Source organism: Mesorhizobium sp. BR1-1-15 (assembly GCF_020165475.1).
Lineage (GTDB): Bacteria > Pseudomonadota > Alphaproteobacteria > Rhizobiales > Rhizobiaceae > Mesorhizobium.
The window spans coordinates 609,338-633,165 of record NZ_JAIUIF010000001.1 but is presented as its reverse complement, the minus strand read 5'-3'; the positions used below and the strand labels follow the sequence as shown (position 1 = coordinate 633,165).

At 64.6% G+C, this 23,828-nt stretch carries 23 protein-coding genes; 18 read left to right on the top strand and 5 right to left on the bottom strand.

Translation table 11 applies throughout. The features are described from left to right. Positions 1-138: 138 nt before the first annotated feature. Complete coding sequence (locus LB541_RS03020; RefSeq protein ID WP_140497544.1) at positions 139-813, bottom strand: GntR family transcriptional regulator; 675 nt, start codon at positions 811-813, stop codon at positions 139-141. 314 nt (positions 814-1,127) lie between these two features. On the opposite strand from LB541_RS03020, the gene LB541_RS03015 reads away from it, so the two are divergent. From LB541_RS03015 to LB541_RS02990, 6 genes are all read left to right on the top strand, one after another. After that, entirely contained in the window at positions 1,128-2,627 is a 1,500-nt protein-coding gene (locus tag LB541_RS03015) for a sugar ABC transporter ATP-binding protein (protein ID WP_140555628.1), read from the top strand. Further along, positions 2,624-3,622, top strand: coding sequence for an ABC transporter permease (locus LB541_RS03010; protein ID WP_224617804.1), 999 nt, complete (start codon positions 2,624-2,626; stop codon positions 3,620-3,622). The genes LB541_RS03015 and LB541_RS03010 overlap by 4 nt, the downstream gene beginning before the upstream one ends. Further along, positions 3,622-4,617, top strand: a complete 996-nt coding sequence (locus LB541_RS03005) for an ABC transporter permease (RefSeq protein WP_140498090.1) — start codon at positions 3,622-3,624, stop codon at positions 4,615-4,617. The genes LB541_RS03010 and LB541_RS03005 overlap by 1 nt, the downstream gene beginning before the upstream one ends. Positions 4,618-4,631: 14 nt before the next feature. Next, complete coding sequence (locus tag LB541_RS03000) at positions 4,632-5,570, top strand: sugar ABC transporter substrate-binding protein (protein WP_140623752.1); 939 nt, start codon at positions 4,632-4,634, stop codon at positions 5,568-5,570. A 164-nt stretch (positions 5,571-5,734) separates the two neighbouring features. Next, a complete protein-coding gene (locus tag LB541_RS02995) occupies positions 5,735-5,950 on the top strand; it encodes a KTSC domain-containing protein (RefSeq protein WP_140497550.1) in 216 nt (71 codons plus the stop codon). 133 nt (positions 5,951-6,083) lie between these two features. After that, complete coding sequence (locus LB541_RS02990; protein WP_224617802.1) at positions 6,084-6,764, top strand: aspartyl/asparaginyl beta-hydroxylase domain-containing protein; 681 nt, start codon at positions 6,084-6,086, stop codon at positions 6,762-6,764. Positions 6,765-6,807: 43 nt separating this feature from the next. Here the strand turns inward: LB541_RS02990 and hutH are convergent, their stop codons facing one another. Then, positions 6,808-8,304 (bottom strand): histidine ammonia-lyase, encoded by a 1,497-nt coding sequence (gene hutH, locus LB541_RS02985; RefSeq protein WP_224617800.1) that lies wholly within the window; start codon positions 8,302-8,304, stop codon positions 6,808-6,810. A gap of 249 nt (positions 8,305-8,553) precedes the next feature. Between hutH and LB541_RS02980 the strand changes: the two genes are divergently transcribed. Then, positions 8,554-9,234 (top strand): GntR family transcriptional regulator, encoded by a 681-nt coding sequence (locus LB541_RS02980; protein WP_224617798.1) that lies wholly within the window; start codon positions 8,554-8,556, stop codon positions 9,232-9,234. Positions 9,235-9,431: 197 nt separating this feature from the next. Further along, positions 9,432-10,265 (top strand): SDR family NAD(P)-dependent oxidoreductase, encoded by an 834-nt coding sequence (locus LB541_RS02975; RefSeq protein WP_224617896.1) that lies wholly within the window; start codon positions 9,432-9,434, stop codon positions 10,263-10,265. 6 nt (positions 10,266-10,271) lie between these two features. On the opposite strand, the gene LB541_RS02970 is transcribed toward LB541_RS02975, so the two are convergent. Both LB541_RS02970 and LB541_RS02965 read right to left on the bottom strand, forming a co-directional pair. Continuing rightward, positions 10,272-11,147 carry an SMP-30/gluconolactonase/LRE family protein gene (locus tag LB541_RS02970; RefSeq protein WP_140514479.1) on the bottom strand — a complete coding sequence of 292 codons (876 nt, stop codon included), beginning with the start codon at positions 11,145-11,147 and terminating at the stop codon, positions 10,272-10,274. Beyond that, entirely contained in the window at positions 11,144-11,803 is a 660-nt protein-coding gene (locus LB541_RS02965; RefSeq protein WP_140497561.1) for a GntR family transcriptional regulator, read from the bottom strand. Before LB541_RS02965 ends, LB541_RS02970 begins: the two co-directional genes overlap by 4 nt. 141 nt (positions 11,804-11,944) lie before the next feature. Here LB541_RS02965 and LB541_RS02960 point away from each other — a divergent pair, with 141 nt between their 5' ends. The 9 genes from LB541_RS02960 to LB541_RS02920 all read left to right on the top strand — a co-directional run bounded on the left by LB541_RS02960 (position 11,945) and on the right by LB541_RS02920 (position 21,467). Next, positions 11,945-13,141, top strand: coding sequence for a UxaA family hydrolase (locus LB541_RS02960; RefSeq protein WP_140628984.1), 1,197 nt, complete (start codon positions 11,945-11,947; stop codon positions 13,139-13,141). 35 nt (positions 13,142-13,176) lie between these two features. Beyond that, positions 13,177-13,947 carry an ABC transporter permease gene (locus LB541_RS02955; RefSeq protein WP_224617797.1) on the top strand — a complete coding sequence of 257 codons (771 nt, stop codon included), beginning with the start codon at positions 13,177-13,179 and terminating at the stop codon, positions 13,945-13,947. Continuing rightward, positions 13,944-14,696, top strand: coding sequence for an ABC transporter permease (locus LB541_RS02950; protein WP_140525090.1), 753 nt, complete (start codon positions 13,944-13,946; stop codon positions 14,694-14,696). The genes LB541_RS02955 and LB541_RS02950 overlap by 4 nt, the downstream gene beginning before the upstream one ends. Further along, positions 14,693-15,499: an ABC transporter ATP-binding protein gene (locus LB541_RS02945; RefSeq protein WP_140497569.1), complete on the top strand. Its 807-nt coding sequence runs from the start codon at positions 14,693-14,695 to the stop codon at positions 15,497-15,499. Before LB541_RS02950 ends, LB541_RS02945 begins: the two co-directional genes overlap by 4 nt. A gap of 24 nt (positions 15,500-15,523) precedes the next feature. Further along, entirely contained in the window at positions 15,524-16,756 is a 1,233-nt protein-coding gene (locus LB541_RS02940; protein ID WP_140564386.1) for an ABC transporter substrate-binding protein, read from the top strand. 57 nt (positions 16,757-16,813) lie between these two features. Beyond that, the gene (locus LB541_RS02935; protein ID WP_140525089.1) at positions 16,814-17,713 is read left to right on the top strand and encodes an NAD(P)-dependent oxidoreductase; all 900 of its coding nucleotides are present in this window, start codon (positions 16,814-16,816) and stop codon (positions 17,711-17,713) included. Next, positions 17,710-17,991, top strand: coding sequence for a UxaA family hydrolase (locus LB541_RS02930; RefSeq protein ID WP_140497576.1), 282 nt, complete (start codon positions 17,710-17,712; stop codon positions 17,989-17,991). Before LB541_RS02935 ends, LB541_RS02930 begins: the two co-directional genes overlap by 4 nt. 126 nt (positions 17,992-18,117) lie before the next feature. Beyond that, a complete protein-coding gene (locus tag LB541_RS02925) occupies positions 18,118-18,906 on the top strand; it encodes a DeoR/GlpR family DNA-binding transcription regulator (protein WP_140671905.1) in 789 nt (262 codons plus the stop codon). Positions 18,907-18,989: 83 nt separating this feature from the next. Beyond that, positions 18,990-21,467: an FAD-dependent oxidoreductase gene (locus LB541_RS02920; RefSeq protein ID WP_224617795.1), complete on the top strand. Its 2,478-nt coding sequence runs from the start codon at positions 18,990-18,992 to the stop codon at positions 21,465-21,467. Here the strand turns inward: LB541_RS02920 and LB541_RS02915 are convergent. Further along, positions 21,464-22,333 (bottom strand): LysR substrate-binding domain-containing protein, encoded by an 870-nt coding sequence (locus tag LB541_RS02915; protein WP_140583905.1) that lies wholly within the window; start codon positions 22,331-22,333, stop codon positions 21,464-21,466. The genes LB541_RS02920 and LB541_RS02915 overlap by 4 nt on opposite strands. A gap of 293 nt (positions 22,334-22,626) precedes the next feature. On the opposite strand from LB541_RS02915, the gene LB541_RS02910 reads away from it, so the two are divergent. Continuing rightward, positions 22,627-23,826 (top strand): 2-aminoethylphosphonate--pyruvate transaminase, encoded by a 1,200-nt coding sequence (locus LB541_RS02910; RefSeq protein ID WP_140497584.1) that lies wholly within the window; start codon positions 22,627-22,629, stop codon positions 23,824-23,826. The last annotated feature ends 2 nt before the right edge of the window (positions 23,827-23,828 follow it).

Sequence of the window (23,828 nt, the reverse complement as noted above, 5' to 3'; positions counted from 1 at the left end):
AATGGATCGGAATACTAATATAATAGAACGTCAACGGTCAAGCTGCGAACATTGCTCGCCGGGCATCGGCAAGCCGGTCGGATGCCAGGTTCGGGACCTCAAACCTGCGCCGCCCGTCTCAGCGCTCAGTCGAGGTCGTCAGTCGAGAAGCTCGGCGGCGACTTCGAGCGTGTTGCGAAATGACGTCTCGAGGTGATGCTCCATTGCCTGTGCGGCGCCCTCGGCGTCGTGACGCTTCAGCGCGTCCAGAATGGCCTCGTGCTGCTCGATCGTCTGCTCGCCATAGCCGGGCTTCGGAATGGCGAGATAGCGGCCGCGATCCATCTGCGCCTTTGAGATGTCGACGGCGCGCCAGATCATCGGCAAGCCGCATATTTCAGCAATGGTGCGGTGAAAGACGTCGTCGAGCTGAATCGCTGTGGCGTACCTGCCGCGCGCAATGGCGAGCTTATGCGCGGCCATGTTGTCTTCCAGCAATTCACAGGCAGCCGGCGTCAGCTTGGCGGCGGCGCGCCTGGCGCTCTCCATCTCCAATGCACGCCGGATGACATAGGCTTCCTCGAGGTCGGCCCGGCTGATGGGAGCAACGTAGGTGCCGGTCTGCGCCAGGATCTTGACGAGCCCTTCGTCGCTGATGCGTTTGACCGCTTCGCGCACGGGCGTGCGCGAGACGCCCAGCGCTTCGGCAATTGCGATCTCATTGATGACCTCACCCGGTTTCAGCCGTCCGACGACGATCATGTTGCGGATCTTGTTGTAGATCTGGTCGCGCAGCGGGAGGGCTCGATTGAGGGTCGAAGGATCTAGATCCATGGAAAATCCCATCGTTCGTCCACCTGAAATGGCAAAATTATTCGAATGTCAAACGGAATGCACCTGCTTGCGACGCGGGGTTCGTTGCGATCCGACGCCAGTGACGGGAGCGGTCAGATCCAGCTTGCCAGAACTATTATATTAGTGCAATAGTGCCGCCCGTTGCGTGATTTTCAGCCTATGGTGAAGTGCCTGGTGCGGATGCGCTGAAAGGGGCCTTCGGGCCGGCTCGAGGTGGGCCGAACCGTGCCTGGAAATGCATTATACTAACATAACGCTGCCAGCCGCGTGCTACCAGGGAGGACCAAGCCTAGATGAGTGCCGCCGCCGATTGTGCCCTGGACATGAGAGGCATCTCCAAGACTTTTCCCGGCGTGAAGGCCCTGTCGAACGTCAATTTCGCCGTCCGGTTCGGCACCGTCCATGCGGTCGTTGGCGAGAATGGCGCCGGCAAGTCGACGCTGATGAAGGTGCTCAACGGATCCTACGCTCCGACCGCCGGCACGATCCTCGTCGGCGGCGCCGAAGTGCGCATGCGGCGTCCCGCCGACGCCCAGGCGCTCGGCATCCGCATGGTGCACCAGGAGATCAATCTTGTTCCCGACCTGACCGTCGCGGAGAACGTCTATCTCGGCCGCATGCCCGGCAAATGGAGCTGGCTGCACAAGGGCGAAATGGTCAGGAAGGCCGCCGCCGTCCTCGACGAGCTGGGCGCGGCCATCAACCCGCGCGCGCGGCTCGGCGACCTGTCGATCAGCCAGCAGCAACTGGTCGAGATCGCCAAGGCCTATGCGGCGCAGCCCAGGATCATCGTGCTGGACGAGCCGACATCGAGCCTGAGCGAGCACGAAACCGCGGCGCTGTTCCGGATCCTTCGCAAGATGCGCGATGACGGCATCGCCATCGTCTACATCAGCCATAGGCTGAGGGAGGTTCTCGAGATCGCCGACGAGGTGACCGTGCTGCGCGACGGCTCAATGATCGAGACCCGTCCGATCGACGGCATAACCGCGGCCGAGATGATCAGGCTGATGGTTGGCCGCGAGGTCGCCAACGTGTTCCCGAAAAGCCCGGCCGCGATCGGCAAGTCCGTGCTGCGTGTCGAACGCATCGGCGACGGGGCGCATTTCAGTGATGTCAGCTTCGATGTGCGCGCTGGGGAGATACTGGGCTTGACCGGACTGGTCGGGGCGGGTCGCACCGAGGTAGCACGCGCCATCTTCGGCCTGTCGCGGCTGGTGGAGGGAACGGTCAGCGTCTACGGGCGCAAGGTCGCCATCAACTCTCCTTCCGAGGCGGTGCGAGCCGGGATCGCCTACGTCCCCGAGGACCGCAAGGGCGACGGCATCATTCCGGGCATGTCGGTCCGCGAGAACATCAGCCTGTCGATATTGCGGCGTCTGACCAGCTTCGGCCGTATCAGGCGCAGCGCCGACCGTTCGCTGGCGACGACCTATGTGAAGCAGTTTTCCATTTCGCCGCCCGACGGGGAGCGGCGCATCAACCTGTTGTCGGGAGGCAACCAGCAGAAGGCGGTCATCGCCAAATGGCTCGCGGCCAAGCCCTCCGTGCTCATTCTCGACGAGCCGACGCGCGGCGTCGACGTCGGCGCCAAGGCCGAGATCCACAGCATCATCGGCCGGCTTGTCGCCGACGGCATGGCGGTGGTGATGATCTCGTCGGAACTGCCCGAAATCCTCGGCGTCTGCGATCGCGTCGTTGTGATGCGCGACGGCCGCGCATCGGAGGCGCTCGCCCGCGCCGAACTGAGCGAGGAGCGCATCATGGCGCTGGCGACGGGGGAGGCTGCATGACTGATGCGGCCATGGAGACCAGCGGGGCGAACCGCAATGACCGCTTCACGCGCGGCAGCAGGCTTGCCGATGTCCTGTCCAAGGCGGGGCTTGGCTTCGCTATCCTTGCAGTGGTGCTCTACGGCTCATTCGTCAGCCCCGCCTTCTTCACCACAGGCAATCTGCTCAACGTCCTGACCTCGATGTCCATTGTCGGCATCGTCGTTGTCGGCATGACTTTCGTGCTTGTGGCAGGCGGCTTGGCCGACCTGTCGGTGCCGGCCACCATCGCCTGCGGGGCCATCCTCTCGCTCGGGCTGCAGCCAATGATCGGGCCGGTTCCTGCCTTCGTCCTGGCGGTGGCGCTTGCGGGCCTTATCGGCCTGCTCAACGGCGTGCTGGTCGGCTATGTCGGTATCAATCCCATCATCGCCACGCTCGGCATCGGCACCATCGGGCTGGGCATCGTGCAGGCCACTGTCGGCGGCGTCATCGTCTATGGCAACAATCCCGCTTCGGCCGAATTCGCCAAGGGCCGGCTCTTCGGCGTCCCGGTCGTGGTGCTGATTTTCCTGCTGATCGCTCTCATAGGGCATTTCGTCCTCTCGCGCTCCTTCTGGGGCAGGTGGACGCTCGCCACGGGCGGCAATTACAGCGCCGCCGAGGCGAGCGCGGTGCCCGTGCGAGCGGTGAAGGCCGGTGCGTTCGTGATCACGGCGTTGGCTTCGGGCGTCAGCGGCGGCCTGCTAGGCCTGACCTTGCAAAGCGCGCGGCCGCTGATCGGCGCCGGCTACGAGTTCAGCGCCATCACCGCGGTCGTGGTCGGCGGCGTGTCGATTATCGGCGGTTTCGGCTCGGTGCCGAGGGCGATCGCGGGCCTGATCTTCGTGCAGCTTCTGACCAACGTCATGGTGCTCGACGGCGTGCGCACGCCGATCCAGGGTTTTGTCCTCGGCATCCTGATCGTCGGCGCCGTCGGCATGGACGCGGCATTGCGCAAGAGGGGGGTGGCGTGATGAGGTTCCTGGCGCTTGCCTCGCGGCACAGGGTGGTGATCATCCTCGGCCTGACGCTGATCATTTCCGCCTTGGCGGTTCCGGGTTATTTCTCCGCATCGACCCTCGGACTCGGCCTCGACCGGGCGGCGACGATCGGCCTGATCGCCATTGGACTTACGGTGCTTCTGGTCGCCGGCCAGATCGACCTCTCCGGCGGCGCGGTGTTCGCGCTGGCGGGGATCATGTCGGTCATCCTGCAGCGCGAGATCGGCATCCTGCCTGCCGCACTTGTCGGTATCCTGGTCGGCATGCTGGCAGGCGCCATCAACGGCGCGCTGGTCGTCGGGCTGAAGGTGAACTCGCTGGTGCTGACGCTGGCGACGATGCTGATCTTCCGCTCGCTCGCGCATTGGATCACCAACAGCCAGCCGGTGACCGGCACCGACATCATGCTTTCACTGGCGTTCGCCAAGATCCATCTCGAAATCTTCACCATCCGCAGTGCGCTGTTCATCGTTCTGATCGTGCTGCTGCATGTCTGGCTGACGCGTACAATACCGGGCCGAAATGTCTTTGCGGTGGGGTCCAATCCGGCGGCAGCCAAGGAGAGCGGCATCGCTTCCGATCGCATCGTTTTTCTGGGCTTCGTCTTCGCCGGGACGCTCGCCGGTCTCGCAGGCGTTCTCCAGAGCCTCGTCACCAACACCGGTTCGCCCGTCTTCGGCTCGGAACTGACGGTCGCCGTCATTGCCGCGGTCGTGGTCGGCGGAACCCGCCTCGAAGGCGGCAAGGGATCCGCGCTCGGCACGCTTGGCGGCGTGCTGACGATCGGCTCGCTGACCATCGCGATGGAGTTCCAATCCGTTCCCGCATACGTCCAGCAGGTCGTGTCGGGGCTTATCCTGATCCTGCTCGTCGTGCTCGATCGGGCCGTGACTACCAAGGGGAGGGCGCCGGGCACAGGCCCCGCGCTCATTCGCGACAATCCAATCACTCAAGGAGGAAATACATGATCGGGAGGAAACCTATGGTTGGCAAGAAAAGCATGCTCCACATTACCGCCATGGCGGTAATATTGGCCTCGACGGGCTGGGCCAGTGCAAAGACGGTCTGCTACGTCACGGCCGCGGATTCGCATGCCTATGCGACGCCGGCCAACAAGGCGCTCCAGGCGCGCGCCGGCGAGCTCGGCATCGAGATCCTGAGCCTCAGCCAGGATTTCGACGTCCAGAAGGGCACCGAGCAGCTCAACACCTGCGTCGCGCGCAAGGTTGACGGCATCATCCTGTGGCCGCTCGACCCGCAGGCCTACATACCGGGCCTGGCCCGCGCACAACAGGCGAACATTCCCGCGATCCTCATCAACTCGCCGATGAGCGACGATGCCAAGCCGTTCATCAAGTCGTTCACCGGGCCCGACGTCTACGAGGAAGGCAAGCTTGCGGCCGACTCGCTCAGCAAGGCGTTGGGTGGCAAGGGTTCCGTCGTCATCATCGCCGGCCAGGCCGGCAACGGCACGACGATCGGCCGCGTCGGCGGCTTCACCGATCGTCTCAAGGAAACCAACGCCGACATCAAGGTGCTCGACACGGTCAATGCCGATTTCGACCAGCAGAAGGCGCTGGTGGTCAGCCGCGACCTGATCACCCGCTTCGGCGACGAGATCAGCGGCGTCTACGCCAATGACGACACCATGGCGCGCGGCTTCATCGACGCCTGGAAGGAGGCCAATCCGTCCAAGGCGGCACCGCCGATCGTCGGCATCAATGGTCAGAAGGATGCGTTCGAATCGATCCGCACCAACGAAATGTACTCCACCATCGTGCAGTCGCCGGTTGAGGACGGCCGCCTGGCGATCAACACCATGGCGGAGATCATGGACGGCAAGGAGGTCAAGGACCGTTTGCCGATCCCGCTGACGGTCGTCACCAAGGACAATGTCAACGCGGTCGAGCCGGCGTTCTGATCCCTTGGGGCCGGCTCGGCAGAACCGGGCCGGCTCCTTCGTCTTCTGGCGCGGACGGACGATCCGGCTGCGCTGCTCACTATAGGAAGGCCTGCCAGCCAAGGCTGCGCGGCACAGTTGGAACTTCCGTTTGCGCCCCGGATTATCCATCCGGGAGAACGCCAATGCCTTCTACGGCCATCCGCAGCACACAGTACCATTTCGCCACCAGGGTGCTCTCGGTCTGGTTTGTGCCGAGCGGAAACCGCTATGACTACGAAGACGTGGAGCCCGAGACATACGCTGCCTTCAAAGCTGCCTCTTCCAAGGGACGCTTCTTCAATGAATTCATACGGGATCGCTACAGGTTTCGTCTGGTCGAACGCGCCCCTGAACGCTGACGAACGCCAGCAACAAAGCGCGGGATCGCGGGACTGTTCGTCGGTCACGAATTCGTGCTGACAGGCATACGCCGAACAAGATCAGCAACTTAATTGCCGGATATTCGTTTCATGATGTCCTCGAGGCCATGAAATGTCTCAAGTTTACGATCTTGCATCCGGTCTGGTGCGGCGGATCTACGAAAAGCGCATCGACGCGCCGGCGATCCTCGATACCGCCGGCGAATTTCCAAACGCCACCAAGTTCACGGCCGCCTGGCAGGCCATCCGCGACGAAGCGCTTGCCGTGGGCAAGGCGCCCCGCTTCCACGACATCATGCCTGAACAGGCCGACATCTCGGCCAATGACGGTCGCGACTGGCGTATGTTCGTGCTCAAGGCTTACGATGTCGCGGTTCCGCAAAACCTCGCGCGAATGCCGGTCCTCGACCGACTGCTTGCAGAATGCCCTGAGGTGAAGTCGGCGGCGATCTCTTTCCTGGCTCCGGGCAAGCACATTCCCAGCCACCGCGGCCCTTTCAGGGGCATAATGAGGTTCCATCTCGGCTTGGTGATCCCTCGACAGGCAGATGGTCGTCCGGCGACGGTCATGATGATCAATCATCAGGAGAGGCGGATCGCCGACGGCGAGTGTCTGTTGTGGGACGACACGTTCCCTCATGAAGTGACAAACAACGCCGACAAGCCTCGCGTGGCCCTGCTTTTGGATATCTGGCGTCCACGAATGCCGCCCGACATGGAAATCCTGTCACGGCTGATCGTCCACGGCGTGCAGGCAGGCATGCGCCGCAGAGGCGTGTCCTTTTCTGCGTGAGGAGAGGCTCGCGGGCCATGGGCTCGCCGAGCGCCTTGGCGCGTCAGTCGCGTGGGCCCGCCACCATCCGTGCGATCCGTGTCATGTCCGTGCTCATTTCACGGTCATCGTCAAGCGGGCTGACAAGGGAGCGCACGGCGGCGAAGGTGCGCTGCGGTCCGTCGCCCATGCCGTCGACGACACCGCGCAATTCTACCCCCGTAGCCGCAAAGATCAGTTCCATCGCAACGAGATAACGCAGCCGCTCGACGATCTCGGCTGTCTTGGCCACCACGCGCGGGGCCATCGACGACTGATCCTCGATGCCGTCCGAAACGGCAAGCGGGCTGAGCGACATCGGGTTGGCGAGGTGCCGGATCTCGACTTCCAGCGCGGCAAGCGGTTTCTGCAGCTCCGCATAGCCCTGGCGGCTCCCACCCCTGGCCGACAGGAAGCGCGGCAGCTCCGCCGTTATCGGCGACATCAGCTTCATGCAACGGTTGGCGGTGCCGACCGCGCAATGCGCAAGCGCCTGGCCGAGTTGTTCCCAGGCCAGCGTCATCGCCGTCAGGTCGAAGTTGCCGTTCGAGACGACCCGCTCGATCTCCGGCAGGATAACCGGGTTGTCGCCCGAATGGGCCAGTTCGATCTCCGTCGCCAGCTTCGCCTGTTCGAACGCATGCAGCAGGCCGCCCCACACTTGCGGCACGCAGCGATAGCTGAGCGGGTCCTGGAGACGCCGTGCGGCGTTGTCCTCCCATAGACCGCTTCCCGCCAGTTCCCCCCGCAGACGCGCGCCGATCTCGCGCTGGCCGAATGCCGGGCGGGCTGACAGCGCCTCCTCGCTGATTGCGCTGACGGATGAGCGGAATGCCTCATAATTGAGGGCCACGGCAGCCAGCGACCAGTCGATGAGATGGGCGACGTCTTCGAGGCACAGGCATGCCGTTCCGGTCGAAAGGCTGTTCGCGACGATGATGGCGTGGCCGTCCTTTTCGCGCAGGTTGAGTGGTTCGAGCCCGGCGAGGGCCAGCGCATCGGCGGACGGCATGATCTTGCCCTGGAACTCCGCTTCGCCGTCGCCGCGCAGCGCCCTTGCCATATGCCCGAGGGCGGCAAGGTCCGCCGCCCCGATCGATCCCCAACTGGGGATCACCGGATGAACCCCGGCGTTAAGTGCCGCCACAAGGCCCATGACCACATGTTCGGAGGTGCCGGTGCCGCCGGCCGCCATGCCTGAAATCCTTGCGGCCATAAGCGCCCGCACGGCCTCCGTCGGAAGGGCGGGGCCGATGCCCATACTGTGGCTGAGCGGTACGCTATGCTGGAACGCGATCAGGTCGGCCTGCGCAAGCGGCGTATCCACGCACGCACCGAGACCGGTGGTGACGCCATACATGGGCTTGCCAAGTTGCGTGAGATGCTCGATGAGCGCACGGCTCTCGCGGATGCGGCGCATCGCCTGACCGCCCAACTCGAGGCGGGCGTTGCGCCGTGCGACCTCGGCCACATCACCCGCACTGAGCGGCTTGCCGTCAAGCACTACCATTCTGAGTGTCATATCCTGCCCCCATGATCGCTGCCGCCAATGCCGCGCGGGCCTCACCGCATGCGGCTGGCGGCTGCCGGTTTTGCTGTTTCCGCGGGCCAAACTGCAAGCCATTCCCGTTCCGAAGGTTTCGCCGCGGCGATCTCGCGTCCATGCCGGGCGCATCGCCGCCGGCTTGCAACTCTTCTCGTACACATGGATACCTATATCCGAGAATGAAGCTTTCCCCTAAGCTGACGATACGTGAAATGGGAGCATGGATTGCGCGGATTTGGCGAAGGCTTGATCGAGAGGCCGCAAACGGTCGCCGAGCAGGTCGCCAATGTCTTGCGCGAGGCCATTGCCAGCGGGACCCTGAAGGCCGGCACGACGTTGCGCCAGGATGATCTGGCCGAGCAGTTTGGCTTCAGCCGGATGCCGATCCGGGACGCGCTTCGTCAGCTCGAGGCCGAAGGCATCGTGTCCATCCACCCGACAAAGGGTGCGCACGTCGCCAGAATGGACGGCGACGAGATCCGAGAGATCTATGCCGTGCGCGAACTGCTCGAGTGCGAGGCACTGCGGCTCTCCATTCCCGGCCTGCCCGGCGGCAAGCTGGACGAGGCCGAACAGGTGCTCGATCAGATCGATGCCGAGCGCAATGTCGGCAGGTGGGGCGTGCTGAACCGGGCCTTTCATCTGACGCTTTATGACGCCTGCGGCAATCGCCGGTTGCTCGGCCTGATCGACGCGCACCATAATGCGGCCGACCGCTACGTCCGTATCCTGTTGTCGAACCTCGACTACCGCGCCCGCTCGCAGACGGAGCATCGCGACCTCTTGGCCGCTTGCCGGCGACGCGACGCCGGCAAGGCCGTCAGCGTTTTGACGCAGCATCTGCGCCAAGGCAGCGAGACACTGGTCAACGCCATAGAAGGCGACGGTCTGTCGCGAAAATCTTAGAATCTTTGTCCAATTCCGATGGGCGCGCGTGACGGGCTGTACGCCTTCGTCTAGCCGCTGCCGCCAGGGACGCTGCTTTTCAGTCTGCCTGATTTGATCAAATGGAAGAATTGGTTCTGGATTTCTCCCTGAAAATGCGTTTTGAAGAGCACTCCAAATAAAAGTGTGATCAAATTGGAAAGGCTGGGCTATTGACGGTGCAAAAGGAAGAGATCGACATCCAGAATGCGCTGGCTCTTGCCGAGCGCTTCACGATGGCTGGCCGGCGCGCCTTGGTGACCGGCGGCAGCGTCAGCATCGGCCGTGAGATCGTGCGGGTTTTTGCCGAGGCGGGCGCCGATGTGGCCGTCCATTTCGCTCGCGACGCCGACGTGGCATTCGGGCAGCCGGATGCGGCCGCCGAAGCTGTCCGTGAAATTCGCGGGAAGGGCAGGCGCGGCGTCGCCATCGATGCTGATTTCGCTCGGGCCGGAGAGGCGGCTCGCTGTGTCCAGGCGGCGATCGAGGCGTTGGGTGGTGTCGACGTGCTTGTCGTCTGCGCCTCGATCCAGTACCGCACGCGTTTCCTCGATCTACCCGCCGAGCAGATCGAGCACCAGATCCAGATCAACTTCAAGGCGACGATCGAATTGCTGCAGGCCGCCTTGCCCGGCATGAAGGACAATGGCTGGGGCCGTGTGCTGACGATCGGCAGCATCAACCAGACGCGGCCCGAATCCGATCTCGCCGTCTATGCCGCGCTGAAGAGCGCGCAGCACAATCTGTCATTCAACCTTGCCAAGGATTATGCGCCACACGGGGTGACGATCAACAACCTGTCGCCCGGGCTTGTCGTTACCGAGCGCAATCGCTGGCGCCGCGAGGACGCGGCCAAATGGGCGGAGATCCAGAAGGGGTCCGCGCCGATGCAGCGGGCCGGCGAGGCGCGCGAGATGGCGGGAGCGGCGTTGCTGCTTTGCTCCGACGCCGGCAGCTTCATCACCGGGGCGGACCTGCAGGCGACGGGTGGCCGCCATCTCGGCTGGCAATAGCCGAGATTAACCGGCAAAAGCCGGCTCCGGCAGTCCCGCCACGCCGACGTCGAGTGCAAGCAGGCAACCCGCCAGGGGCTCGTTGGCCAGTTGATCCTCCGTCAGCTTCTGCGTTGCGGTCGTCACGTACAGTGTCTTCAGGCCTGGACCGCCGAAGGCGCAGGAGGTCGGCTGAGTGACTGGCAGAGGGACCAGCCTGTCGAGCCGGCCATCGGGCGCGAACCGCGCCAGCGAGCCGCCTTGGTAGCGCGCATTCCAGAGGAAGCCGTCCGCATCGACGGTGGCGCCGTCGGGCTTTCCAGGCGCCGCGTGCCGGTCGGCGAACAGAGACCACGGCCCCACAAATCCGCTCGCCGGGTCGAAATCCGCCCGCTCTATATCGCCTTGCCGCGTATCCGTGAAGTAGACGGTACGGCCATCCGGGGCAAAGGCGATCGCATTGGGCACGGCGATCCCGTCGCGGATCCGGCTCGAACTTCCGGCGGCGTCGATCCGGTAAAGCGCCCCGGACGCATGCAGCCCATAGTCCCACATGCTGCCGCAGATTATGCCGCCGCCGGGATCGCACTTCATGTCGTTCAGCCGATGCTCGGGCGGCCCATCCTCCACGCGCGCCAGCAGGCTCAGTGCGCCGCTGGCGGGATCAAATGCGTGGAGACCTTGCCGCAAGGCCACGACGACACCGCCCGATGCTCGTGGAACCACCGAGCCGATGACCTCAGGCATCGGCCACGATGTCACCGCTCCTGTCTCGGGCCGCAGCCTGTGCAGGCAAGGACGCCGCAGATCGACCCAGAACAGCTCTCCGCCCCGCGCCAGCCATGTCGGCGATTCGCCCAGCGTATCGCCCGTCGACGCCGCGACCTCGAACCCGGCCGTCATTGCCGGCCGATATCGGGTTTGGGATCGACGGCGATGCGCGCCAGGAGGTCGTGTTTGGCCTTTTCGATATGCGCGCCCATCAAGGTCGCCGCCGAGCCGGCATCCTGGCGCTCTATGGCCCGGATGATGTGGCGATGATCGTCGATGACGCCATGGAAGCGCCCCTCGTCATAGCCGTAGCGTTGCCAGATCGCCGCCACCAGCAGCCAGTTGCGATCCACCATCGACAGCGCGCCCGGATTGCCGGCCGCCTCGTTGATGACGCCGTGAAAGATGTTGTTGGCATGTGGGACGGCAAGGAAGTCGTCGCTGGCCACTCTTTGCTCAAGCATGTCCTGCGCGGCCTTCAGATCGCGCAGATGCTCGGCGGTACGCCGCTCGCTGGCACGCCGCGCCAGCATCGTTTCGACGGCGCTGCGGATATCGAACAGGTCGATCACAAACGACATGTGGACCGTCCTGACGCTGGCGCCGCGATTGGGTTCCAGCACGACCAATCCCGTGCCGCTCAAGGCGCGCAAGGCCTCGCGGACCGGCATATGGCTTACGCCATAACGACCGGCGAGATCGTCGATCCTCAGCCTTGCCCCGAATGGAATGGCTCCGGAAACGATGTCGTCACGAAGAAGCTTCTGAACGTCGGGAATACGCGCCATGCATCCAAGCCTACCCTGATTTGAGCAAATATTGCTCGCACGGCGATCGAAAGAAGTCAATTTTGCCCTTGCCAAGGCAACATTTGATCAAATATTGAGATTTGAAGAGATTGCCTCGCTCGCGACGGTTTGGAAACGCCAATGCCACTGCCTGCCTCCGGTGCCGACAAAATCGACGGCCTGCCGCCATTCAGTGGCTACAGGCGGATCGATGGCCGCGCCGGAATCCGCAATTATGTGCTGATCCTGTGCATCAATGGTTTGGCGCTGCGCGTCAGCGAGCGGATCGCGGCGGGCCTCGAAGGCGCGCTTCTGGCCGCGACGAGCGCGGGCAGGGGGCACATCGAGCCGGACCTCGGCCTGCACCTTGATCAACTTGTCGGTCTCGGCCGCAATCCGAACGCCGCCGCCGTTCTGGTGGTCGGAGTGGATTCGGCGACGACCGAGATGGTCGCGGCCCGCATTTCGGCTTGCGGCAAGCCGGTCGCCAGCGTTTCCTTCGCCGAGCAGCATGAGGACATGCTGTCGGTCATGGGCGAGGGCATCAGGCGCGGCGCGGCGTTGCTGCGCGAGGCTTCGCGGATCCGGCGCGAGAACTTGCCCGGCGCGCAGCTGGTGGTCGGCATCGAATGCGGCCATTCCGACGCGACGTCGGGTCTGGTCAGCAATCCGGTCGTGGGGGCCGCGGTCGATCTTCTGGTTTCGCATGGCGGCACCGTCATTGTCGGTGAGACCGTCGAGTGGCTGGGGGCAGAACATATACTCGCGGCGCGCGCTCGCGATGCAACGGTGGCACGACAGATCCTGCAGGCCGTGGAGCGCAAGGAACGCTTCGCCGCCGCTTCCGGCCACAGCCTGACCGGCAACAATCCGGGCGAGGAGAATATACGCGGCGGGTTGAGCACGATCGAGGAGAAGTCCCTCGGTGCCCTGGCCAAGACGGGAACTTGCCGCATCGACGGCGTGCTCGGCATGGCCGAGCCGGTCACCGCCGGCGGCCTTTACCTCATGGACGGCCCGTCCTTCTCGCCGGAATCGATGACAGGCTTCGCCGCGGCCGGTGCCCAGATCATGCTGTTCACAACCGGGCCAGGCAACAGCACCGCGAGCGCGCTCGCGCCGACGATCAAGATCACGGCGCGGCGCGAGACGGCTCGCCGGCTGCCTGAGCAGATCGATTTCGACGCCAGCCCGGTTTCGGAGGGGATCGAAACCGTCGCCGAAGCGGCGAACCGGCTGCTGGCGACCATCCTCGATGTCGCCGGCGGCACCCTCACCTTCGGCGAGATTTTGGGGGAAGGGCTCGAAGTTCCGACCCGCGTGCGGGGCTCGTTGTGACGGCTATCTCCTCGAACGATGCCGGCCAAAGGACAATGCGCTTTGCGCGCCTGACCAGCCTGTTCGTGTATTTGCGCACGATGGGCCTGTTCGTCCTTGCCTGGTATGTCGGCTCGTTCTTCGTGCCTTCGAAGCTGCTCTTGCCGTCGCCGGTCGCGGTTGCGCTTGCGATGCGCAATACGGCCCTCAACGGCGAACTGCTCGGCAATGCAGGGATCAGTCTGGCCCGTCTGCTGGTAAGCGTCGCGGCTGCCGCGGCGGTGGCGGTGCCGCTCGGGCTGCTGATGGGCCGCAGCCGGCTCTGGAACGATCTGCTCGAACTGCCGGTGGAGATCCTGCGGCCGATAGCCGGCATCGCATGGATACCGCTTGCGCTCTACATGTTCGGCATCGGCCATCGGCTGCCGCTGTTCATCATGTTCTATACCGCCTTCTTCCCGCTGCTGATCGGCACCGCCGCGGGCGCCGCCGCCGTCGACAGGCGGCTCGTCGCGGCGGCCAGCACGATGGGCCTGTCTGGGCGGGCGATCATGCGGCGCGTCATCGTTCCGGCGGCGCTGCCGGCGATCCTGGTCTCGGCACGGCTTGCGGTGGCGGCCTCGTGGACCGCCGTCGTCGCTGCCGAACTGGTAGGAGCGCCGAACGGCCTCGGCTACGCCATCGAATACTACCGCAGCATGCTGTCGACGCCGACGGTGATGGCTTTCATCGTCGCCATCGGCCTGCTCGGCTTCCTGACGGACAAGGGGTTGCGCTGGCTCTCTGATGTCTTGACTCCGTGGGCGCGGACGGAGGTGGCGCGATGAACAGGTTTGCGCTTCGCCTCATCGTTCCCGTGCTGCTGCTGGTCGTCTGGGAAGCTCTCGCGTCCGGCTCCGCCCAGGCGCCACGCCCCAGCACGGTGGCCGAAACGGCCATTTCCATGCTGCGCGACGGCGATCTGGCGGCCGGTCTCGCCACCAGCCTCGGACGGGTCTTCGCCGGCTTCGCGGCGGCGGCCCTGTTGGCGATCCCGCTTGGCATCGCCATGGGCAGCATGCCGGCCGTCGAGCGCAATCTCGATCCGCTGGTCGAGACCTTCCGGCCGATAGCGGCACTTGCCATCCTGCCCCTGGTTATCCTCTGGTTGGGCTCGGGCTCCGGGGCAGCTGTCGCCATCGTTGCCTATGCCGCCTTCTTCCCGATCCTGATCAACACCATCTCGGGCGTGAAGCGTATCGAGCCCAGTCTGATGCGCGCCGCGCTGACCATGGGGCTGGCGCCGCTGACGCGGATGCGGGTGGTGCTGCTGCCGGCCGCCTTGCCATCCATTCTGGTCGGCATGCGCATCGGCCTCGGCATCGCCTGGACGGCGATCATTGCCGCCGAGCTCGCGGTCGGCGCCAAGTCCGGCAGCAGCGGCGGCATCGGCCAGATGATGTTCGTCTTCTACGCCTACTCGATCAACCTCAACGGCATGGTGGTCTGCATGATCGCGGTCGGCATCGTGGCCTTCGCGCTCGACCGCATCCTGCGTGCCGCACTCGCCTTCGCCGTGCCGTGGAGCCAGCCATGAGCGATGCCAAGATCCGCCTCGACGGCGTCAGCAAATGCTTCGGGGAATCTGCGTCCGTGGTGGCGGTCGACAGCCTGTCGCTGGACATCAAGGCCGGCGAGTTCATGGCTATCGTCGGCCCGTCCGGATGCGGCAAGACGACCGTTCTCAACATGCTCGCCGGCCTCGACAGGCCGACGTCGGGTACGATGAGCCTGAACGGCAGGCCGATCGAAGGACCGGGGGCCGAACGCGGCGTGATGTTCCAGGACTATGCCCTGTTTCCCTGGCGCACCGTGCGCGGCAATGTCGAGTTCGGATTGATCTATGGGCCGGCCGGGCGAGGGCTTTCGCCCGCGCAGCGCGCCGACCGCGTCAACCGCACCGTCGAAATGGTCGGCCTGACCGGCTCCGAGGACAAGTACCCGCACCAGCTATCGGGCGGCATGCGCCAGCGCGTGGCACTGGCGCGCCTGATGGCGAACGAGCCGGAAATCCTGCTGATGGACGAACCGCTAGCGGCGCTGGACGCGCAGACCCGCGTCATCCTGCAAGACGAATTGCTGCGCATCTGGGGGCAGGACCGCCCCGCTGCCGAGCGGCGGACGGTCGTCTTCATCACGCACGCCATAGACGAGGCGGTGTTCCTGGCCGACCGGGTCGCGGTGCTAAGCAGCCATCCGGGCCGCCTGAAGCAGGTCATCGACATCGACCTGCCCAGGCCGCGCGGCGACGAGACGCGGCGCTCCGGCGATTTCGCCAGGCTCAGCCAATCGATCTGGGAACTGATCCGCGAAGAGGCTTACCGCGCAACGATGAACTGAAACGACAACAGGGAGAGGATTGTCATGAGGAAACTTATGGAAACCGCATTCAACCGACGCGCAGTCCTGAGTGGCGCCGCGGCCGCCGCGCTGGCCATGCCATCGATCGTGCGGGCGCAGGACCGCAAGCCGGCCAAGGTCTCCATCGGCCGTCAGCCTTACGCGGCCGGCAACTCGCCACTGACGCAACGCATGATCAACGAAAAGCTGCTGGAGAAGGCGGCCGCCGAACTCGGCTACGACCTGACGGTCGACTGGCGCGACTATCCCTCCGCGCTGCCGATGGTGGAAGCTTTCGTCTCCGGCGATCTCGACATCGGCATGTGGGGCAACACGCCGATCGTGCGGCTGCTTTCGCAGGCGCAGCCGATCAACATCCTCACCGTCGGCGAGGGCCACATGCGCATGGTGCTGGCGACCCGCAAGGGCTCCGCTATCAAGAACATCGGCGACCTCAAGGGCAAGACCGTCGGCGCGCTTGTCGGCGGCGACCCCTACAACGCGCTCTCGCAAATGCTGCTGCAGGAACTGGGCGACGCCGACCCGCGCGCCTTCGGCATCAACATCGTCAACACGCCGACCCAGGCCGTTGCCGCGTCCCTCCCGGAGGGCATGGACGCGTCGGTGGTGATCTACCCGGCCTTCCTGAAGGCGAATGCCGAAACCGGCCTCACCGGGATCATGAATTCGTTCGGCTATACCGAGGCCGGCTACAGCGGACCCGCGGGCGAGGGCGAAGGCCACATGCTGCCCGGCGTCAAGAAGTCGAAATTCTACCCCGACGGCTACTATTTGCACCGTTCCTTCTGGATCTGCAGCGACCGCATCGTCGGCGACGATGCCGCGCTCGGCCAGGCCTTCCTGACGGCCGCGCAACGTGCGCTTGCCGATCTCCAGAAGATCGACGCGCGGGAGATCTCGCAGTCGGTAGTCAAATATTGGGGGCTCGATCCTGCGCTGGGCGCCAAGGTCATCGGCGACGAGGTGCTTTTCCAGCGCGGCTGGATCTGGCCGACCGAAGGCGATGCGGCGGCGATCAGCCAGATCTCCCAGTTCATGGTTGCCGGCAAGATGATTCCTGAGGCGCTGAGCTGGGACCAGGTCAAGGCCGCCTTCGGCAAGGCGGCGCCGCTGCTTCAGAAAGCCTATGAGGGCACGGGCAAGGTGCCGGACGAAAGCGGCTTCACCGACAAGAATGCCAAGGATCTGCGTGGCCTGCCGGCATGGCAGCTCGACCAGTGGAAAGTGCCGTCCTGAGGAGTTCGGGCGGCACGCGCATTCGCAGCAGAGTCATTCAGGGAAGGAAGTTGATCCATGACGTCAGTCGGTTTTGTCGGACTCGGAACCATGGGCGCACCCATGGCCCGCAACGTGCTCAAGGCAGGACATGCGCTGACGGTCTTCGACCTCAACCCCGTGGCGGTGAAAAAACTCGTCGAGGCCGGCGCTCGGGCGGCGGCGTCGCCGCGCGAGGTTGCGCAGCAATCGGAAATCGTCATCACCATGCTGCCGGATGCGCCTGATGTGGAGGCGGCCGTGCTCGGTGCCGACGGCATCGGCCATGGCCTCAGGGCCGGCAGCCTCTATATCGACATGAGCACGATCGACCCGCAGACCACCCAGCGCATCGGCGCATGGCTGGCGCAACGCGGCGTCGACATGATCGACAGCCCGGTCGGCAAGACGGTAGAGCACGCCATCGCCGGAACCTCGACGCTTATGATCGGCGGCGATGCCGCCGTGCTGGAGCGCGCGCGCCCGATCCTGTCGAGCATGGGGGCCGACCTCATCCATTGTGGCGGGCTCGGCATGGGGCAGGCAATGAAGCTCACCAACAACCTGCTCGCCAGCGTGCTGATCACGGCCAGCTCCGAGGCGCTGGTCGCCGGCGCCAAGGCGGGCCTGACGCTCGACACCATGATCAGCGTGCTGAAGACGACGATGGCCTGGAACCAGCAATTGGCGGTGGCGATGCACAACCGCGCGCTCAAGGGCGACTTCGAACCAGGCTTCATGGTCAAGCTTGCCCACAAGGATTGCCGGCTTGCCTTGGCGATGAACGACGCGCTCGGCGTCGAGACGCCGGTCGGGGGCGCCACGCTCGCCGTGCTCAGGGAGGCGATGGATGCTGGCATGGCGGGCAAGGATGTCGGCGCCGTGCTGAAGCTGCGCGAAGACGCGACCGGCGTCCAGGTCCGGCTTGCCGGCGCATGACCAAGCCTGGAGCCATAGTGCTGCACGCTGACGACGACGTGGCCGTCCTCGTCGAACCAGTCGAGGCAGGCGCCGAAGTGACGACGCGAGGCGCCCGCGAGGGGGTTGTCCTCAAGGCCGGCGCCGCGTTGCAAGCCGGTCACAAGCTGGCGTTGCACGACCTCGCCGCCGGCTCCACCATACGCAAATACGGCGAGGCGATCGGCCGCCTGACGGCTGCCGTGGCGGCCGGCGATCACGTCCACGTGCACAATCTGCAAAGCCTGCGCGGACGCTGACGCCGGGTCAGCACCCGAACAGGCCAGACCTTATCGATCGACCATGGCCACGCCGTCCTCGCGGTTGCCTCCCGGGCGGTTCACTGCCACATATCGCAACATCATTCGTTCGATATGAGGCCCTCCATGTCCCCCGACAGCCGTCTGCCGGCACGTGCCCTTGCTCCCCGCCGTCATGACGAGATCCTGAGGCGCCTGGGTGTCCAGGGCTCGGTCAGCGTCGCCGAACTGGCCGGCTTTTTCGACGTCTCGCGAGAGACCATCCGCCGCGACCTGAAGCTGCTTTCTGACCAGGGACGGCTCGGCATCGTGCATGGCGGCGCCGCTCGCTTCGAGCCGAGCGAGCCGGCAATGGGCCTGCGCAGCCGGGAGAATGCGCGTGGCAAGGCGGCCATCGGCAGGGCGGCGGCCGGCCTCGTTAGCAGCGGTATGGTGGTCTTCCTCGATTCCGGCACCACCACCTTGGCCGTCGCGCAGGCCATGAATGATCTGCGCGATCTCACCATATGCACGGCCAGCCTGAAGATTGCACTGCATCTGTGCCATGTGCCCGGCATGCGTGTGCACATACTGGGCGGTGAAGTCGACCCGGGCGAGGAGGCCGCTTCCGGCATCGATGCGCTGGATGCAATGGCGCGCTTTCGCGTCGACATCGCCTTTCTCGGCGGCGGCGCGCTATCGCCGGATGGCGAAGTGACCGATTTCACCAGGGCCGGCGCCGAGCAGCGCGGCCGCATGATCGCGCTCGCCGGCAAGGCCTATTTCGTCCTCGACAGCAGCAAGTTCGGCAAGCTGACGCCGCTGAGGATTCCGAACTTCGACCGCACCGCCGGCGTTATCGTCGACGCCCGGCCGCAACCTGCGCTTGCCGACGCGCTTTTACAAAAAGGGCCGGAACTGATCATCGCATCTTGATGTGATATTTTGTGGCTTTTTGACTTGATATTTGACTTTCCTGTGTTAGCTTGCCGACCATCCCTCAAGATGGCGGAACCCTCATGGCACATGAATTTCCAACGCACGCACGCGTCGTGATCGTCGGCGGCGGCATCATCGGCTGCTCCGTCGCCTATCACCTGACGAAGCTCGGCTGGGCCGACGTCGTCCTTCTCGAGCAGGGTCAGCTCAGCGGCGGCACCACCTGGCATGCGGCGGGTCTGGTCGGGCAATTGCGCAGCCATTCCAACATGACCAGCCTGATCAGGTACTCCACTCAGCTCTATGGCGAACTGGAGGCCGAGACCGGTCTCGCGACCGGCTGGAAGAATTGCGGCTCGCTGTCGGTGGCGCGCACCGCCGACCGCATGACGGTGCTGAAGCGTACGGCTGCGTCGGCGCGCGCCCAAGGCGTTGAGATCGACGTCATCTCGCCGAGCGAAGCCGGCGATCTGTGGCCGGTCATGGCGACGGACGATCTGGTCGGCGCGGTCTGGCTGCCTGGCGACGGCAAGGCCAATCCGACCGATCTCACGCAATCGCTCGCCAAGGGCGCGCGCAATCGCGGCGCGAGGATATTCGAGCGCGTCAAGGTCACCGGCATCACGGTGAGAAACGGCGTCGCCTGCGGTGTCGAGACCGACCGTGGCGACATCGTCGCCGAGATCGTCGTCAACTGCGCCGGCCAGTGGGCGCGTAAGGTCGGGCTGATGTGCGGCGTCTCGGTGCCGCTGCATTCGGCCGAGCATATGTACATCGTCACGGGCCGGATCGAGGGTGTGCATCCGGGCCTGCCCGTCATGCGCGATCCGGACGGCTTCATCTATTTCAAGGAAGAGGTCGGCGGGCTGGTCATGGGCGGCTTCGAACCGCATGCCAAGCCGTGGGGCATGAACGGCATCCCCGAGAATTTCGAGTTCGCGCTGCTGCCGGACGATTGGGATCAGTTCGAGATTCTGATGGAAAACGCGCTGGTGCGCGTGCCGCAACTGGCGCAAGCCGAGGTCAAGAAGTTCTACAACGGTCCCGAAAGCTTTACGCCCGACAACAATTTTCTCCTCGGCGAGGCGCCGGAGCTGAAGAATTTCTATGTTGGCGCCGGCTTTAACTCGATGGGCATCGCCAGCGCCGGCGGTGCCGGCAAGGCGCTGGCCGAGTGGATCGTCAACGGCGCGCCGACCATGGATTTGTGGCCTGTCGATATCAGGCGCTTCGCCGCCTTCAACAACAATCCGCGCTGGCTGCATGATCGCGTCAAGGAGACGCTCGGTTTGCATTACGCCATGCCGTGGCCGAACCGCGAGCTGGACACCGCCCGACCCTTCCGCCGCTCGCCGCTCTACGACCGGCTGGCCGCCAGGGGCGCCTGCTTCGGTTCCAAGATGGGCTGGGAGCGCGCCAACTGGTTCGCGGCCCCGGGAGAGAGGGCCGGGAACGATTATGCCTTCGGCCGCCAGAACTGGCATGAGGCAGTCAAGCGCGAAATGAAGGCGACGCGCGAGGCTGTTGCCGTATTCGACCAGACCTCTTTCGCCAAGCTTCTCGTGCAGGGCCGCGACGCCTGTGCCCTGCTCAACCGCATCTGCGCCGGCAATGTCGATGTACCGGTCGGTACATCCGTTTACACGGGCGTGCTCAACGCGCGCGGCGGGTACGAAAGCGATCTCACCGTAATGCGACTTGGTGCGCAAAAATTCCTCATCGTCACCGGTTCGGCGCAAGCGGTCCACGACGCCGACTGGATCGCCAGGAACATCCCACCGGACGCACATGCCATCGTGACCGACGTCACCTCGTCCTACGCGGTGCTGGCGCTGATGGGGCCGCGCTCGCGCGATCTCCTGGGCAAATTGTCGTCGGCCGATCTTTCCAACGCCGGCTTCCCCTTCGCCACCATCCGCGAGATCGATATCGGCTACGCTACCGCCTACGCCAACCGCATGACCTATGTCGGCGAGCTCGGCTGGGAGCTGATCGTGCCGACGGAATTCGCCGTCGGCGTCTACGAGGCGCTGCACGAGGCTGGCGGCGAATTCGGCCTCCTGGACGCCGGCTACTACGCGCTTGATGCCTTGCGCATCGAAAAGGGTTTTCGCGCCTGGGGCCGTGAGTTGACGCCTGACATTACCCCCTGGCAGGCGGGGCTTGGCTTCGCCGTCGCCATGGACAAACCGGGTGGCTTCATCGGCCGTGACGCGCTGGTCGAGGCCGAGCCGTCAACGGCGCCGGCAAAACGCATCGTACTGTTCACGCTCGACCATGCCGAGCCGATACTGTGGGGCGGCGAGCTGATCCTGCGCGACGGCAAGCCCGTCGGCGAGGTCCGCTCGGCCGCCTACGGTCACACGCTTGGCCGCTCGGTGGCGCTCGGGCTGATCGAGAACGAGGCGGGCGTCGACGCTGCGTTTCTGGCTAGCGGCCGTTTCGAGATCGATCTTGCTGGCGTTCGCCACGCGGCCACGGCACATTTGCGCACCCCTTACGATCCGAAGTCGGAACGGGTGAAAGCGGATGTGGAGGAGATCAGGGCCGCCGCCTAATCCGCCGACATCGAACGCGCCATGTCGAGGAAGGCGCGCACCAGCTTGCCGCCGCTGCGTTCGCGCAGGCAGATCAGCGCTTCGTCCATCAAGGTCTCAGGCGCGTCGAGCGCGATCGCAGCCAGCCGCGAATCCTGGCCGAATTCGGCCGCCGAGACAAAGCCGATGCCGGCACCCGAGGCGACGATCTCGCGGACGGCTTCACGGCCTTCCGCCTCGATCACCGGCCTGAGTTCGACCTTCGATGCCGCGGCCAGATCCTCGAGCTTCTGGCGCGTCTTGGAGCCGCGCTCCCGCATGACCAGCGATTCCTGCGCGAGTTGCTTGAGGCTCAATGATTTCTTGCCCGACAGCGGATGATCGACCGACGCAAAAGCGATGATCGGCGTCGAATTGAGTTTCAGCACCTCGAAGTCCCGTCCGGTCGGCACCTCGCCCAGCACGCCGATGTCGGCATCATAGCTGTAGAGGCTGCTGATTACCGTCTCGGTGTTGCCGGCGCGTAGCGAAACCTGGACGCCGGGATAGCGCGCGCGAAAACTGCCGAGGATGTGAAGCAGATGATGCGCGGCGTCGGCGACGATGCGCAGCGTGCCGGAGCGCAGGGCGCGCGATTCCGTCAGAAGCTCGAGCGCCTGCTGCTCGGTGTCGAACATGCGGTGGGTAATTTCGAGCAGCTTCTGGCCCGAATGGGTCAGCGTGACCTGCTTCTTGTTCCGGTTGAACAGCAGCACGTCATATTCTTCCTCGAGCTTGCGCACCTGGTCCGAAATTGCCGGCTGCGTCAGGAACAGCGCTTCCGCGGCACGTGAAAACCCGCCTGATATCGCCACCTGGTGAAAGGCTCGCAATTGAACGTAGCGCATGTTCTCAGCTTTCTAGATCCGAGTTCCGGCCGCCACCCTATCATAAGCCTCGCAGGCAAAAAGGCATGAAGGAACGATTCTTCTTATATCTGGGGATGATCGCCCACGGTCACGCACACGTCATGGATACCACGCAGGCTGCGCTCGGCTGGAGGCGCGATTATCCCGCCGGGCAATAATTCGACTGCAAGCCAGATCATCGGGTGAGCTTATACATCAATACAAAATAACGATTTTACAAATACGTCGTTCCAGCCAAGAATGTCTCCACATAAAAAGCAGCGGAGGACACTATGCTCGCCGAGACGAAATTTGCCGCGGAGCCATTGGCCGGTCCGGCGCTGGGCGAGCCGTACCTGCTGACGCCGGGGCCGCTCACCACCTCCTATCCGGTCAAGCAGGCGATGCTGCGCGACTGGGGATCCTGGGACGGCGATTTCCGCGCCATGACGTCAGACATGCGCCGCCGCCTGCTGGCGCTGACCGGCGATGCGAAAGGCGAATTCGACTGTGTGCCGATGCAAGGCAGCGGCTCCTTCTGCGTCGAGGCGATGCTGGGTTCGTTCGTGCCGAAGGACGGCAAGGTTCTGGTCCTGGCCAATGGCGCCTACGGCCTGCGCGCGGCCCAGACCATGCAGTATCTCGGCCGCGCCTATACGCTGATCGACAAGGGCGACTACCTGCCGCCGCGCGGCGACGAGGTGGCCGCCGCCCTCGAGGCCGATCCTGCCATCACGCATGTGATCGCCATCCATTGCGAGACCAGTTCCGGCATCCTCAACCCCGTCGCCGAGATTGCCGAAGCCGTCCATGCCAAGGGCCGCAAGCTGCTGGTCGATTCCATGAGCGCCTTCGGCGCCATCGCGCTCGACGTGAACGAGATCCGCTACGAGGCGATGGTCTCGTCCGCCAACAAGTGCATCGAGGGCGTGCCGGGCTTCGGCTTCATCATCGCCCGCAAGAGCGAATTGGAAGCCGCCAAGGGCCGCAGCCATTCGCTGTCGCTCGACGTCCATGCGCAGTGGGCGCATATGAACAAGACCGGGCAGTGGCGCTACACTCCGCCGACCCATGTCGTCGCCGCCTTCCTCGAAGCGCTTCGCCAGCACGAGGCCGAGGGCGGTGTTGCCGGCCGCGGCGCCCGCTACACCAGGAACCGCGACGTGATGGTGGCCGGCATGCGCGAGCTCGGCTTCGAGACATTGCTCAGGGATCGCTGGCTGTCGCCGATCATCGTCACCTTCTTCAACCCGGCCCACGCCAACTTCGCCTTCGACCGCTTCTACGAGCTGATGAAGGACAAGGGCTTCATCATCTATCCGGGCAAGCTGACCGTCGTCGATAGCTTCCGTATCGGCTGCATCGGCCAGATGGACGAACATGTCATGCGTCGCGTCGTAGAGGCGGCGGCGCAGTCGCTGAAGGAGATGGACGTCGACACCGCCGCTCCTCCCGCGGCGGCAATCGCCGAGCGCGCCAAACTCGCCGCCTGAAG

Excerpts from the sequence above, each read along its gene's own strand:
- LB541_RS02955 (WP_224617797.1), top strand. The coding sequence starts at position 13,177 with ATGCGCTTTGCGCGCCTGACCAGCCTGTTCGTGTATTTGCGCACGATG.
- LB541_RS03000 (WP_140623752.1), top strand. The coding sequence starts at position 4,632 with ATGGTTGGCAAGAAAAGCATGCTCCACATTACCGCCATGGCGGTAATA.
- LB541_RS02950 (WP_140525090.1), top strand. The coding sequence starts at position 13,944 with ATGAACAGGTTTGCGCTTCGCCTCATCGTTCCCGTGCTGCTGCTGGTC.
- LB541_RS03005 (WP_140498090.1), top strand. The coding sequence starts at position 3,622 with ATGAGGTTCCTGGCGCTTGCCTCGCGGCACAGGGTGGTGATCATCCTC.
- LB541_RS02935 (WP_140525089.1), top strand. The coding sequence starts at position 16,814 with ATGACGTCAGTCGGTTTTGTCGGACTCGGAACCATGGGCGCACCCATG.
- LB541_RS02995 (WP_140497550.1), top strand. The coding sequence starts at position 5,735 with ATGCCTTCTACGGCCATCCGCAGCACACAGTACCATTTCGCCACCAGG.
- LB541_RS03020 (WP_140497544.1), bottom strand. The coding sequence starts at position 813 with ATGGATCTAGATCCTTCGACCCTCAATCGAGCCCTCCCGCTGCGCGAC.
- LB541_RS02940 (WP_140564386.1), top strand. The coding sequence starts at position 15,524 with ATGAGGAAACTTATGGAAACCGCATTCAACCGACGCGCAGTCCTGAGT.
- LB541_RS03010 (WP_224617804.1), top strand. The coding sequence starts at position 2,624 with ATGACTGATGCGGCCATGGAGACCAGCGGGGCGAACCGCAATGACCGC.
- LB541_RS02960 (WP_140628984.1), top strand. The coding sequence starts at position 11,945 with ATGCCACTGCCTGCCTCCGGTGCCGACAAAATCGACGGCCTGCCGCCA.
- LB541_RS03015 (WP_140555628.1), top strand. The coding sequence starts at position 1,128 with ATGAGTGCCGCCGCCGATTGTGCCCTGGACATGAGAGGCATCTCCAAG.
- LB541_RS02945 (WP_140497569.1), top strand. The coding sequence starts at position 14,693 with ATGAGCGATGCCAAGATCCGCCTCGACGGCGTCAGCAAATGCTTCGGG.
- LB541_RS02925 (WP_140671905.1), top strand. The coding sequence starts at position 18,118 with ATGTCCCCCGACAGCCGTCTGCCGGCACGTGCCCTTGCTCCCCGCCGT.
- LB541_RS02915 (WP_140583905.1), bottom strand. The coding sequence starts at position 22,333 with ATGCGCTACGTTCAATTGCGAGCCTTTCACCAGGTGGCGATATCAGGC.
- LB541_RS02990 (WP_224617802.1), top strand. The coding sequence starts at position 6,084 with ATGTCTCAAGTTTACGATCTTGCATCCGGTCTGGTGCGGCGGATCTAC.
- LB541_RS02965 (WP_140497561.1), bottom strand. The coding sequence starts at position 11,803 with ATGGCGCGTATTCCCGACGTTCAGAAGCTTCTTCGTGACGACATCGTT.
- hutH (WP_224617800.1), bottom strand. The coding sequence starts at position 8,304 with ATGACACTCAGAATGGTAGTGCTTGACGGCAAGCCGCTCAGTGCGGGT.
- LB541_RS02930 (WP_140497576.1), top strand. The coding sequence starts at position 17,710 with ATGACCAAGCCTGGAGCCATAGTGCTGCACGCTGACGACGACGTGGCC.
- LB541_RS02970 (WP_140514479.1), bottom strand. The coding sequence starts at position 11,147 with ATGACGGCCGGGTTCGAGGTCGCGGCGTCGACGGGCGATACGCTGGGC.
- LB541_RS02920 (WP_224617795.1), top strand. The coding sequence starts at position 18,990 with ATGGCACATGAATTTCCAACGCACGCACGCGTCGTGATCGTCGGCGGC.
- LB541_RS02910 (WP_140497584.1), top strand. The coding sequence starts at position 22,627 with ATGCTCGCCGAGACGAAATTTGCCGCGGAGCCATTGGCCGGTCCGGCG.